An 11165-nucleotide genomic window follows, 5' to 3' on the forward strand; every position below is an offset into this window, starting at 1 on the left:
CATGACACGAAATCCATAACCAATGGTGGGTCACTTCTCGATGGAAAACCCGGGTCAGCTCTCAGTGCAAATCAACACCCGTCGCCTTGATCGCGAAATAGTCACTGTTGCCGAACGGGGTATTTGACCCCGAATAATCCAGCGTGGTCGCCGTCGAGTTGATGATGCTGCTGGCCCCGGTTCCGGCGAGAAGGGCATCAATCGCAGGCCAATCCCAGCGAGCGAAGGTGCCAGCGGCCCTGGCGGCCAGGATCTTGAACCCGTCGCCGCCATCCGTCGGGAGAACCGAACTTGCCGTCAGGCCGGTTGGCGCCGTGTCATCCACATTGGTGACATTGACGGTGATCGTCTGGTCATCCGTCTGCCCGGCGGAATCCTGCGCGCGGATGGTGACGACATAGCTGTTGTTGCCATCGGCATCGGTTGGGGCTTCGAAATCCGGCTTGGTCAGGAAGGTGAGCTTGCCGGTCGCGGGATCAATGGCAAAGCTTGCGCCTTCGCCGCCATCGAGGATGGAATAGGTCAGGCCGTTGCCTTCGCTGCTGCGGTCATCGGTGGCGGCGGCATCGAAGACGGTTGTCGTCTGGTTTTCGGCATAGCTGACACTGGTATCGGCAGGCAGGGAGGGCGCGGAATCCGCCGGCAACATGGAGAGGGCGAAATCCTTGCCCGGATTGACGTTGTCCGAAAGGACGAAGACCTGGCCGCCGTTCGCGCCGACCGTTTCGACCGTAAGGACAGCCGTGCCGCCCGACAGGGCAGCAAGCACTGTGGCGCCATTGGCCGAGACGCTGGATCCGTTGCTCAGTTCGAAGGTCTTTCCGACAAGACCAGCTTCGGTGTTCTGGGCTGCGTTTCCATAGGTCGCGGTCCCGCTGAGGTTGCCGCCGACAAGGCGCGCTTTGGCCCCTATGCCGCCCAGAAGGCTGTTGCCTTCGTTGTTGATCGCCGGAAAGAAGCTGACCTCACCCACGACGATCAACTTGCCGCCTGCCTCGACGAAGGCCTTCATCGCAGCGATCTCGGCCGCCGTCAGGGTATCGCCGATCCCGCTGCCAAAGATCAGCACATCGGTATTGGCCAGGGTGCCGGCCGTGATTGCGGTGCCCAAGGGGATCTGCGTCAGGGTCGCGCCCGCCGAGGTGAAGGCGGAGCCCGGAGCATTTGCGAAGGACCCGAACCATTTGACGTTGGACATGCTGCTTCTCCCTGCTGGCCGATGGGCCGATGATCTGATTTCGGCAGGGCGTCAGAGGGGGGCAGCTATCAGATCCGCCGCAAGACGGACGCGGGGAATGCTCAAATCCGGAGGAAGACTGGAACCCGGAACGGGACCCCGCCGACACTGCACCGAAAGAGACATTCGCAGATAAAAACCACAGCACCACTTACGCACCGGCCAAGAAGGACGGCTGCAGGGCTCCCCACGCCCGGCACGGATTCGTTACCAGAAGGTGAATGAGGGAGGAACAGAAAGTGCCGGTCGGGGCATTCTCAAGATGGTAAATTATGCTTTTGGATAGGGTCACTCTGCCGGGGGTAGAAAGACCGGGAAAGCTTGGACAAGGAAATGGTGGGCCCTGCGGCGGGATTGCACAAGAAATAGGCAAGCCTTCTCTGGCGGGGCATCCGCTGGCCCCTGCCTGTTATGGCGATTCGATGCCCCGGGTGACTTGAGAACCGGGCGGCGGCCATGCGAAGAGAAGGGGCAAGCGGGAGGGCAAGCCATGGCCAATCATCTGTTCGACGCGCTTTTCGCGCCACTTGCCGGGCGGGGGGGTGATCTGCTGATCCTGCCGGATGGGCGGCGGCTGAACGGGGCGGCGTTTCTGGATCTGGTGGCAGGGATGGCCCGTGCCATGCAAGCGCTGGGCGTCGTCAAGGGGGACCGGGTGGCTGTGCAGGTGAGCAAGTCGCCCGAGGCGCTGGCCTGTTATGGCGCTGCGGTGGCGCTGGGTGCGGTGTTCCTGCCGTTGAACACGGCCTATACCCCGGCGGAGGTGGCCTATTTCCTTGGCGATGCGCGCCCGCGCCTGTTCCTCTGCGATGGGGCAAAGGCTGTGGCGATGGCACCTGTCGCGGCGCAGGCCGGGGCGCGGCTGGTGGTGCTGAACGCGGATGGGACGGGGGAACTGGCCGATCTGGCGACCGCAGCGACGGGGGACATCCGCGCCGAGCCCTGTGCGCCGGGCGATCTGGCGGCGATCCTTTACACCTCGGGCACGACGGGGCGGTCGAAGGGGGCGATGCTGACGCATGCCAATCTGCTGTCCAATGCCGAGGTTCTGGTGCGGGAATGGCGGTTCACGCCCGATGATGTGCTGCTGCATGCGCTGCCGATCTTTCACACGCATGGGCTGTTCGTGGCCTCGAACGTGGCGCTGCTGTCGGGCGGGGCGATGATCTGGCTGCCGGGCTTCGATGCCGGGGCCGTGTTGCGCATGCTGCCCGCGGCCACGGTGATGATGGGGGTGCCGACCTTCTACACACGTCTGCTGGAGGAGCCTGGCCTGACGCGCGATCTGGTGGGGCATATGCGGCTGTTCGTGTCCGGCTCTGCCCCGCTTCTGGCCGAAACGCATGAGGCATGGGCCGCGCGGACCGGGCATCGCATCCTGGAGCGTTACGGGATGACCGAGACGAACATGAACACGTCGAACCCCTATGAGGGCGAGCGCCGGGCGGGGACGGTGGGATTCCCCTTGCCGGGGGTGGAGCTGCGCATCCTGGCCGAGGGGCGGGACGTTCCTGTGGGTGAGGTCGGCATGATCGAGGTGCGGGGGCCGAATGTCTTTGCGGGCTATTGGCAGATGCCGGAAAAGACGGCCGAAGAGTTGCGCGCGGATGGCTGGTTCATCACCGGGGATCTGGGGATGCGGGATGGCGATGGCTATGTGCATATCGTGGGGCGGGCGAAGGATCTGGTGATCACCGGGGGCTACAACGTCTATCCCAAGGAAGTGGAGTTGGTGCTGGACGAGGTGCCGGGGGTCGCGGAAAGTGCCGTGATCGGTGTGCCCCATCCGGATTTCGGCGAGGCGGTCTTTGCCGTGCTGGTGGCGCGGAAGGGCGCGGGGCTGGAGGCGGAGGCCGTGCTGGCGGCGATTGCGGATCGGCTGGCGCGGTTCAAGCAGCCCAAGGCAGCGGTGGTGGTGGACAGCCTGCCGCGCAACACGATGGGCAAGGTGCAGAAGAACCTGCTGCGCGACAGCTACAGGGGATGGTTTCGCCAAGGGGGCGAAATCTGACGCAGATTTCGCGACGATTTCTGCACGCAGAAATCGCCTTTGGACCTAGTCCAAGCGGTTATCGGCGGAATTTGTGTCAAATTCCGCTGCGTTTTCTGTGTCAGAAAACGCTTCGCCCGAGTGATCGAATTCGGTTTCGAGAAAGCGTTCGAAGGCGTCCAGGTCAACGGGATCGAACTGTCCGAACCCCTGCATCCAGACCGATGCCGCCCGCAGCGCATCGGGTTCCAGCTTGCACCACTTCACCCGGCCGCGTTTTTCCTGGGTGATCAGGCGCGCATCGGCAAGAACGGCGAGGTGCTTGGAAATGGCTGCCAGCGACATGGAAAAGGGTTCCGCCACATCCGTCACGGCCATGTCGTCTTCCAGAAGCATGTTCAGGATTGCCCGGCGCGTGGGATCGGCCAGCGCGGCGAAGACAGTGTCGAGCGGATCGGGCGTGGCGGTTGTCATGCCTCTGCATGGCGGGAACGCATCGGATCGTCAACCATCCGGTTGAATATCGAGAACAGTGCCGTGAATGCTGCACGATGCGTTTGCGCGCAGGCGGCTCTTCAGGAAATCCATTATAAAACAGATAGTTGGTCCGTTCCGAGATGGGCGTTTCGTCGCTTGACTCAGGGGGTGCCCCTCCGTAGGTTGCCGCCGAACGTTCTGGGGGCCCAAAGCATGGCTGACGAACCCGATCGCGAGCGCCTTGCCGCGCTTGAGGAGAGGATCGCCAAGGCGAGGGGCGCAGTCGAAGGGCCGCGCAAGAACCATCAGGACGAACACTATTCCCAGGCGCAGCTTGCCTGGCGGATGGTGATCGAGCTTGTGGCCGGTCTCGGGATCGGCTTCGGCATCGGATACGGGCTGGATACCCTTTTCGGGACCATGCCGCTGTTTCTGGTGCTGTTCATACTGGCGGGGTTTGCGGCGGGGGTGAAGACCATGCTGCGATCGGCCAGAGAAGTGCAGGAACGAAGGGCGGCCGTGGCCGCCAAGCAAGGGGAAGACTGACGTGGCAGGCGAGGCACATAGCGAAGGCGGTCTGGTGTTCCACCCGATGGACCAGTTCATCGTGAAGCCCCTGTTCGGACACGGGCCGATCGAGTTCTACACGCCGACCAACGTGACGCTCTGGATGGCGCTTGCGGTTCTGGCCACTGTCGCGCTCTTCGTGCTGGGCACGCGGGGGCGGGCGATCGTTCCGTCGCGGGTGCAGTCGGTTGCCGAACTGGCCTATGGTTTCATCTACAAGATGGTGGAAGACATCACCGGCCATGACGGGGTGAAGTATTTCCCGAAGATCTTCACGCTGTTCGTCTTCATCATCTTCACCAACTATCTGGGCCTGCTGCCCATGTCCTTTACCCCCACGTCGCATATCGCCGTGACGGCGGTGCTGGGCTTTGGCGTGTTCTTCGCGGTGACGATCCTTGGCTTCGTCAAGCATGGGGCGCATTTCCTGGGCCTGTTCTGGATGTCGGATGCGCCGCTGATCCTGCGCCCGATCATCGCGATCATCGAGGTGATTTCCTACTTCGTCCGCCCGGTCAGCCATTCCATCCGTCTTGCGGGCAACATCATGGCCGGTCACGCCGTGATCAAGGTTTTCGCGGGCTTTGCGGCGATTGCCGCCATCTCGCCGGTGTCGGTTGCGGCGATTGTCGCGATCTATGGGCTGGAGGTGCTGGTCGCCTTCATCCAGGCCTACGTCTTTACCATCCTGACCTGCGTCTATCTGAAGGATGCGCTGCATCCGGGCCACTGACGCGCGGTCAAATCCAAACTCAAGCATTCCATCGTAAGGAGAAAATCATGGAAGGCGATATCGCAAGCATGGGTCAGTTCATCGGTGCCGGCCTGGCCGCCATCGGTTCGGGCGCTGCCGCCATCGGCGTGGGCCATGTGGCCGGCAACTTCCTGTCGGGCGCCCTGCGCAACCCGTCGGCTGCCGGTTCGCAGACCGCGACGCTGTTCATCGGCCTGGCCTTCGCCGAAGCCCTGGGGATCTTCGCGTTCCTCGTCGCGCTTCTGCTGATGTTCGCCGTCTGATCTGACTTCGAATCCTTACGTGAGGGGGGCGCGCCGGGCATCCGGCGGCCCTTCGAAGTTCAAAGGGTCCGACGGAGGACAAGATGGCAACTGAATCTACCGCCGACGCCGCCCACGGTGCTGCCGATATCGGCGCCTGCGTCAATGACGCCGGCAGCGCGATCGGCATGCCGCAGCTCTGCGTCGACTGGATGCCGAACCAGATCTTCTGGCTCGTCGTCACGCTGGTCGTGATCTACTTCGTGCTGTCGCGTATCGCGCTGCCCCGCATCGGCGGTGTGCTGGCCGAGCGCAAGGGCACGATCACCAATGATCTGGCGGCTGCCGAGGAATTGAAGGCCAAGGCCGTCGAGGCGGAGAAGGCCTATCAGGATGCGCTGGCGCGCGCCCGGACGGAAGCGGCGAAGATCGTCGCCGAGGCACGGGCCGAGATCCAGAAGGATCTGGATGCTGCCACGGCGCGGGCTGATGCCGAGATTGCCGCGAAGGCGGCGGAATCGGAAAAGCGGATCGGCGAGATCCGGGCAGGCGCGCTGGACGCCGTGACCGAGGTCGCGAAGGACACCGCGAAGGAACTGGTCGCGGCGCTGGGTGGCAAGGCGGATGCACGGTCGGTGACCGCTGCCGTGACCGCACGGCTGAAAGGGTGAGGGCGATGAAGAAGCTTTCCGCAGTCCTGGCACTGGCCGCATCGCCGGCCTTTGCCGCAGGGGACAAGCCGTTCTTTTCGCTGGGCAACACCGATTTCGTGGTGACGATCGCCTTCCTCGTCTTTGTCGGGATCCTGATCTACTTCAAGGTTCCGGGCAAGATCGCGGATCTGCTGGACGCCCGCGCGGGCCAGATCAAGGCCGAACTGGAAGAGGCCCGCACCCTGCGGGATGAGGCGAAGGCGCTTCTGGCCTCTTACGAGAAGAAGCAGAAGGACGTGCTGGAGCAATCCGAGCGCATCGTCGCTTCGGCCAAGGAAGAGGCGATGACCGCGGCCGAGCAGGCCAAGGCCGATCTGAAGGCCGCGATTGCCCGCCGACTGGCGGCTGCCGAGGATCAGATCGCATCGGCCGAAGCTTCGGCGATCCGGGAAGTGCGCGAAAAGGCCATTGCCGTGGCCGTGGCTGCGGCGGGTGATGTGCTGGCAAAACAGATGACGGCCGAAGGGGCAGCAGCCTCCATCGACGCGGCGATCCAGCAGGTTGAGGCCAAGCTGCACTGAGGGACGATTTCCCAGTCTCATACAGAAGAAACCCGGCCCTTGCCGGGTTTTTTCATGCCCGCCCTAGCGGGCGTTTTCATGCTCGAGGCGCTGTCTGGCGATGGTTTCGTTGCGTTCGGCGCGAAGCTGTTCGGCAAGGGCCGTTTCGACGAAGTCCAGATGCGCCTCGACCGCGGCTCGCGCGGCGCCGGGATCGCGGGCCGTGATCGCCGCGTTGATGGCGCGGTGCTGATCCAGCAGGGCATCGCGTGTCGGTCGTTGCCGGAACATGAGTTGGCGATTGTAGAAGACGCCCTGACGGAGCAGATCATACATCGAGCGCATCATGTGCAGCATGACGACGTTATGGCTGGCCTCGATGATGGCCATGTGGAATTCGGCATCGAGGGCCGCTTCATCGGAGGGATCGCGCTTGCCATGGGCGGCTTCCATCTTGGAAAGGATGGTGTCGATCACCTGAAGATCGGTATCCGAGGCAAGGCGGGCGGCCCGTTCGGCGGCCAGGCCCTCCATATCACGGCGAAAGGCGATGTAGTCGAAGACGGCTTCCTCGTGCCGGGAAAAAAGATCCACGAGGGCCGGGGAAAAGGCGGAACCCAGAACATCGGCCACATAGATCCCCGCATTCGGGCGAGAGACCAGCAAACCCCTTTCCTGCAGGGCGGCGACGCCTTCGCGTAACGAGGGCCGCGACACATCCATGCGTTCGGACAATTCGCGTTCCGAGGGAAGCCGTTCACCCGGCCGCAGGATCCCGCGCAGGATCAGAAGTTCGATCTGGCGGATCACCGACTGGGAAAGCTTTTCAGGCAGGACTTTGTGGAACGGCATGGCACCCTCGGGAATGGTCTGAATTTATGACCAGAGGCTTGCGAATGCCAATGAAAAAGGCCGGGCGCTGGGCCCGGCCTTTGGCGTGGTTCTGTGGTTTGCCCTTACGGGATCAGCGTGTCGGGCGGATGATGATTTCCACCCGGCGGTTCTGCGCCCGGCCCTCGGGCGTGAGGTTCGAGGCGATGGGCTGATCCTCGCCCCGGCCAAAGGCGGAGACACGCGCGTTGGGCACGCCGCTTTCGCGCAGGACATTGGCGACCGAGACGGCGCGCCGTTGCGAGAGATCCTGGTTGTAGCTGGCCGATCCCGTATTGTCGGTATGGCCGATGATCTGGATCTGGCTGTTGGGATAGCGCAGCAGGTTCTGGGCGACGGATTTGATGTCGCGGGTCAGATCGGGGCGCAGGGCGGCGCTGTCGACGTTGAACAGAACGTCCTGCGGCATGTTGACGACCAGATAGTCGCCCATGTTCGTGACGTTGAACTGCCCGTTGATGCCGCGCAGCTCGGCTGCCTGCTGATCGAGGGTGGCCCCGATGGCCCCGCCGACGATGGCGCCGATGCCGGCGCCGACCACGGTTTTCGCCAGACGGTCATCGCTGCTTTGCGAACCGAGAAGACCCCCGGCCATGGCCCCGATCAGGGCGCCGGACTGGGCGCGCGGGCCGTTCGAGACAGGCTGCGCGCCATAGGGATCGGCATAGGGATCGGCCGGGACACAGGCCGTCAGGGCCAGGATGCCCAGGGTGGAAAGGATCAGGGGTGTCTTGATGGTCATTTCTGCCGCCTCGATGGTGATGGCCCTTTGGTCCGGGCGCTGCGGCATCTTATACCAGCGCCCCGGCGGGCTGGATAGGCGCGGCCCTGTTGCGGCGACATTCCGCGCATCACAATCCGGTGCGGGCGGATTCCCAGGCGAGGATCGCGCGCTTTACCGGCAGGCCCCAGTGATAGCCGCCAAGGCTGCCGTCGCGCCGGATGGCGCGGTGGCAGGGGATGAGGAAGCTGATCGGGTTGCGGCCTACGGCCGTGCCGACGGCGCGGACCGCCTTTGGATTGCCGATGGTGCCGGCGATTTCGCTGTAGGTCGTCACATGGCCGGTGGGGATGCGCATCAGCGCCTCCCACACCTTGATCTGGAAGGGCGCGCCGATGAGGTGAAGAGGCGTGTCGACCTGTGGATCGGTCCCGAAGGCGGCCGTGACCCAGGGGCGGAGCAGAGCGGGATCTTCCACAAGGGTGGCCTTGGGCCAGCGGCGGGCGAGATCGTCGAATGCGGGGTCAGGCCCGGTTTCGGCGGCAAAGCCGATGCCGCAGATGCCCTTGTCGGTGCCCATGACGATTGCCGGGCCGAACGGGCTTTCGAACCAGCCCCAGCGCATGAGAAGCCCCTCGCCGCCTTTTGCGAAATCGCCCGGTGTCATTGCCTCCCATGTCAGGAAGAGATCATGCAGGCGGCCGGTGCCGGAAAGGCCGGTGGAAAGCGCGGTTTCCAGCGTTGTAAAGCGTTCGGCCAGAAGGCGGCGGGCGTGATCCAGCGTCAGATACTGCTGATAGCGCTTTGGCGAGATACCCACCCATTGCGAAAAGACGCGCTGGAAATGCGCGGGCGACATGTCCATCCGCGATGCGAGTTCTTCGAGAGAGAGGCCGGGGCCTGCCTCGTCGATGATGCGCAGGGCACGGCCGATGACGGCGTAGTGGTAGCTGGGGGATTGGTCGGTCATGGCGCTCTCCTTGCTGCAGCAATCTATGGGCGCGCGCGGCCACAGGCGACCCGGATTCTGCGCATCCCGTCTTGCCCGGCGTAAAGCCCTCGCTTAAGGCGGAACCCATGGCCAGACAGCTTCCCTATGCCCAGATGAAGGCGATCTTCACCCGCTTCCACGCGCTGGAAGCGGAGCCGAAGGGGGAATTGGAACATGTGAACGCCTTCACCCTGCTGGTTGCAGTGGCGCTGTCGGCGCAGGCGACGGATGTGGGGGTGAACAAGGCCACGCGAAAGCTGTTCGCCATTGCCGACACGCCCGAAAGGATGCTGGCCCTGGGTGAAGAGGGGCTTATCGAGCATATCAAGACCATCGGCCTTTTCCGCAACAAGGCCAAGAACGTCATCAAGCTGTGCCGCATCCTGATCGAGGACTTCGGCGGCGAGGTGCCCTCGTCCCGCGCGGCGCTGCAATCGCTGCCGGGGGTGGGGCGCAAGACGGCGAATGTGGTGCTGAACATGTGGTTCAAGCAGCCCTCGCAGGCGGTGGACACGCATATCTTCCGCCTTGGCAACCGCAGCGGCATCGCGCCCGGCCGCGACGAGGCGGCGGTGGAACGCGCCATCGAGGACAACGTCCCCGCCGAATTCCAGTTGCACGCGCATCACTGGCTTATCCTGCATGGCCGCTATATCTGCGTCGCGCGCAAACCCAAATGCGGCATCTGCCCGATCCGCGATCTTTGTCTGTATGAGGAAAAGACCGAATGAAGACCTATGATGTCGTCGGCATCGGCAATGCCATCGTCGATGTGTTCAATCAGGCCGATGACAGCTTCATCGAGATGATGGGCATCGAGAAAGGCATCATGCAACTGGTGGAGCGGGAGCGGGGCGAACTGCTTTATGCCGCCATGAAGGAACGGGTGCAGGCCCCCGGCGGTTCGGTCGCCAATACCATCGCGGGGCTGGGCAACCTTGGCCTGCGCACCGCCTTCATCGGGCGGGTGCATGACGATGCGCTGGGGCGGTTCTACGCCCAGTCGATGGCCGAGAGCGGGACCGCCTTCCCCAACCCGCCGGTGGCGGGCGGGGAATTGCCCACCTCGCGGTCGATGATCTTCGTCTCGCCGGATGGCGAGCGGTCGATGAATACCTATCTGGGGATTTCTTCGGAACTTGGTCCCGATGACGTCTCGGACGCCGTGGCGGGGGAGGCGGTGCTGCTTTTCCTCGAAGGCTATCTCTATGACAAGCCGAAGGGGAAGCAGGCCTTCGAACGCGCGGCCAAGCTGTGCCGCAATGCGGGCGGCAAGGCGGGGATCGCGCTTTCGGACCCGTTCTGCGTGGACCGCCACCGGGATGATTTCCGGCGGTTGGTGAAGGAACTGGATTACGTGATCGGGAACGAACACGAATGGTCCTCGCTGTATCAGACCGACCTGTCGGCGGCGCTGGAACAAGCGGCGGCGGATGCGGGGGTGGTGGTCTGCACGCGGTCTGGGGATGAGGTGATCCTCGTGCGCGGCGAAGAGATGGTCACGGTTCCGGTGAACCGTGTGGTGCCGGTGGATGCCACGGGGGCAGGCGACCAGTTCGCGGCAGGCTTCCTGTACGGTTTTGCCACGGGCCAGTCGCTGGAAGTGGCGGGGCGCATGGGCTGCGTCGCGGCGGCAGAGGTGATCAGCCATTTCGGCGCGCGGCCCGAGACGGATCTCAAGGCGCTTTTCCGCAAGGTAGGGCTTGTCTGAGCAAGGATGACCTTGCGGCGCGCGGCCCGGGAGGGCCGCGCAAGCCTTTCCTGTCGCCTCCCGCGCGTGCCGCGCGTCCGGCTCCGTGGTCAGGGGGCGCAGGCGCCCCCTCTGGGCCATGCGGCCCATTCACCCCCTGCGGGTATTTTCCGCCGGGACGAGGGAGGGGCGGGCAGATCGCCCTGCTTCAGTCGCCCAGCTTGGCGTGGACCTCGTCGAGATCAACCTCGCCCTTGGGCATCTTGTTCGAGGGATCGTCGAAATCGTATTTGAAGAGCTGGAAATCCTTCTTGTCCCACATTCTCCAAGTAAGTCGCTGATTTCGCTGTCGTAATCGTGATATTTCGCATATAAATCATGGCGTTGACGGC

At 63.7% G+C, this 11165-nt stretch carries 13 protein-coding genes; 8 read left to right on the forward strand and 5 right to left on the reverse strand.

Annotated features, from left to right (window positions below; all coding sequences use genetic code 11):
- Window positions 1-61 precede the first annotated feature (61 nt).
- A complete protein-coding gene (locus G5V65_RS20820) occupies window positions 62-1198 on the reverse strand; it encodes a cadherin domain-containing protein (RefSeq protein ID WP_165054325.1) in 1137 nt (378 codons plus the stop codon).
- Window positions 1199-1727: 529 nt separating this feature from the next.
- Here G5V65_RS20820 and G5V65_RS20825 point away from each other — a divergent pair.
- Window positions 1728-3248: a malonate--CoA ligase gene (locus G5V65_RS20825; RefSeq protein ID WP_165054327.1), complete on the forward strand. Its 1521-nt coding sequence runs from the start codon at window positions 1728-1730 to the stop codon at window positions 3246-3248.
- A gap of 45 nt (window positions 3249-3293) precedes the next feature.
- Here G5V65_RS20825 and G5V65_RS20830 read toward each other — a convergent pair whose 3' ends face one another.
- The gene (locus tag G5V65_RS20830; RefSeq protein ID WP_165054329.1) at window positions 3294-3701 is read right to left on the reverse strand and encodes an ArsR/SmtB family transcription factor; all 408 of its coding nucleotides are present in this window, start codon (window positions 3699-3701) and stop codon (window positions 3294-3296) included.
- A 216-nt stretch (window positions 3702-3917) separates the two neighbouring features.
- Between G5V65_RS20830 and G5V65_RS20835 the strand changes: the two genes are divergently transcribed.
- The 5 genes from G5V65_RS20835 (at window position 3918) to G5V65_RS20855 (ending at window position 6501) form a co-directional block, all read left to right on the forward strand.
- The gene (locus G5V65_RS20835) at window positions 3918-4250 is read left to right on the forward strand and encodes an AtpZ/AtpI family protein (RefSeq protein ID WP_165054330.1); all 333 of its coding nucleotides are present in this window, start codon (window positions 3918-3920) and stop codon (window positions 4248-4250) included.
- Between the two features lie 46 nt (window positions 4251-4296).
- A complete protein-coding gene (locus G5V65_RS20840; protein WP_165054348.1) occupies window positions 4297-5004 on the forward strand; it encodes a F0F1 ATP synthase subunit A in 708 nt (235 codons plus the stop codon).
- A gap of 47 nt (window positions 5005-5051) precedes the next feature.
- Window positions 5052-5288 (forward strand): F0F1 ATP synthase subunit C, encoded by a 237-nt coding sequence (locus tag G5V65_RS20845; protein ID WP_023664074.1) that lies wholly within the window; start codon window positions 5052-5054, stop codon window positions 5286-5288.
- A gap of 83 nt (window positions 5289-5371) precedes the next feature.
- Window positions 5372-5938: a F0F1 ATP synthase subunit B' gene (locus G5V65_RS20850; RefSeq protein WP_165054332.1), complete on the forward strand. Its 567-nt coding sequence runs from the start codon at window positions 5372-5374 to the stop codon at window positions 5936-5938.
- Window positions 5935-6501, forward strand: a complete 567-nt coding sequence (locus tag G5V65_RS20855; protein WP_343162878.1) for a F0F1 ATP synthase subunit B — start codon at window positions 5935-5937, stop codon at window positions 6499-6501. The genes G5V65_RS20850 and G5V65_RS20855 overlap by 4 nt, the downstream gene beginning before the upstream one ends.
- Before the next feature lie 63 nt (window positions 6502-6564).
- Here G5V65_RS20855 and G5V65_RS20860 read toward each other — a convergent pair whose 3' ends face one another.
- The 3 genes from G5V65_RS20860 to G5V65_RS20870 all read right to left on the reverse strand — a co-directional run bounded on the left by G5V65_RS20860 (window position 6565) and on the right by G5V65_RS20870 (window position 9062).
- Complete coding sequence (locus G5V65_RS20860) at window positions 6565-7332, reverse strand: FadR/GntR family transcriptional regulator (protein ID WP_165054336.1); 768 nt, start codon at window positions 7330-7332, stop codon at window positions 6565-6567.
- A 112-nt stretch (window positions 7333-7444) separates the two neighbouring features.
- Window positions 7445-8113, reverse strand: coding sequence for an OmpA family protein (locus tag G5V65_RS20865; protein WP_165054338.1), 669 nt, complete (start codon window positions 8111-8113; stop codon window positions 7445-7447).
- A gap of 109 nt (window positions 8114-8222) precedes the next feature.
- Window positions 8223-9062, reverse strand: a complete 840-nt coding sequence (locus G5V65_RS20870) for a methylated-DNA--[protein]-cysteine S-methyltransferase (RefSeq protein ID WP_165054341.1) — start codon at window positions 9060-9062, stop codon at window positions 8223-8225.
- A gap of 107 nt (window positions 9063-9169) precedes the next feature.
- Here G5V65_RS20870 and nth point away from each other — a divergent pair, with 107 nt between their 5' ends.
- Together nth and G5V65_RS20880 are read left to right on the forward strand one after the other, a co-directional pair.
- The gene (gene nth, locus G5V65_RS20875) at window positions 9170-9814 is read left to right on the forward strand and encodes an endonuclease III (protein WP_165054344.1); all 645 of its coding nucleotides are present in this window, start codon (window positions 9170-9172) and stop codon (window positions 9812-9814) included.
- Window positions 9811-10794, forward strand: coding sequence for an adenosine kinase (locus G5V65_RS20880; RefSeq protein ID WP_165054346.1), 984 nt, complete (start codon window positions 9811-9813; stop codon window positions 10792-10794). The genes nth and G5V65_RS20880 overlap by 4 nt, the downstream gene beginning before the upstream one ends.
- Window positions 10795-11165 lie beyond the last annotated feature (371 nt).

The organism is Paragemmobacter kunshanensis (assembly GCF_011059185.1).
GTDB classification, from domain to species: Bacteria; Pseudomonadota; Alphaproteobacteria; order Rhodobacterales; family Rhodobacteraceae; genus Paragemmobacter; species Paragemmobacter kunshanensis.

Bases quoted from the DNA above. Each gene is read 5' to 3' on its own strand.
- G5V65_RS20820 (WP_165054325.1), bottom strand. From the start codon at position 1,198: ATGTCCAACGTCAAATGGTTCGGGTCCTTCGCAAATGCTCCGGGCTCC.
- G5V65_RS20825 (WP_165054327.1), top strand. From the start codon at position 1,728: ATGGCCAATCATCTGTTCGACGCGCTTTTCGCGCCACTTGCCGGGCGG.
- G5V65_RS20830 (WP_165054329.1), bottom strand. From the start codon at position 3,701: ATGACAACCGCCACGCCCGATCCGCTCGACACTGTCTTCGCCGCGCTG.
- G5V65_RS20835 (WP_165054330.1), top strand. From the start codon at position 3,918: ATGGCTGACGAACCCGATCGCGAGCGCCTTGCCGCGCTTGAGGAGAGG.
- G5V65_RS20840 (WP_165054348.1), top strand. From the start codon at position 4,297: ATGGACCAGTTCATCGTGAAGCCCCTGTTCGGACACGGGCCGATCGAG.
- G5V65_RS20845 (WP_023664074.1), top strand. From the start codon at position 5,052: ATGGAAGGCGATATCGCAAGCATGGGTCAGTTCATCGGTGCCGGCCTG.
- G5V65_RS20850 (WP_165054332.1), top strand. From the start codon at position 5,372: ATGGCAACTGAATCTACCGCCGACGCCGCCCACGGTGCTGCCGATATC.
- G5V65_RS20860 (WP_165054336.1), bottom strand. From the start codon at position 7,332: ATGCCGTTCCACAAAGTCCTGCCTGAAAAGCTTTCCCAGTCGGTGATC.
- G5V65_RS20865 (WP_165054338.1), bottom strand. From the start codon at position 8,113: ATGACCATCAAGACACCCCTGATCCTTTCCACCCTGGGCATCCTGGCC.
- G5V65_RS20870 (WP_165054341.1), bottom strand. From the start codon at position 9,062: ATGACCGACCAATCCCCCAGCTACCACTACGCCGTCATCGGCCGTGCC.
- nth (WP_165054344.1), top strand. From the start codon at position 9,170: ATGGCCAGACAGCTTCCCTATGCCCAGATGAAGGCGATCTTCACCCGC.
- G5V65_RS20880 (WP_165054346.1), top strand. From the start codon at position 9,811: ATGAAGACCTATGATGTCGTCGGCATCGGCAATGCCATCGTCGATGTG.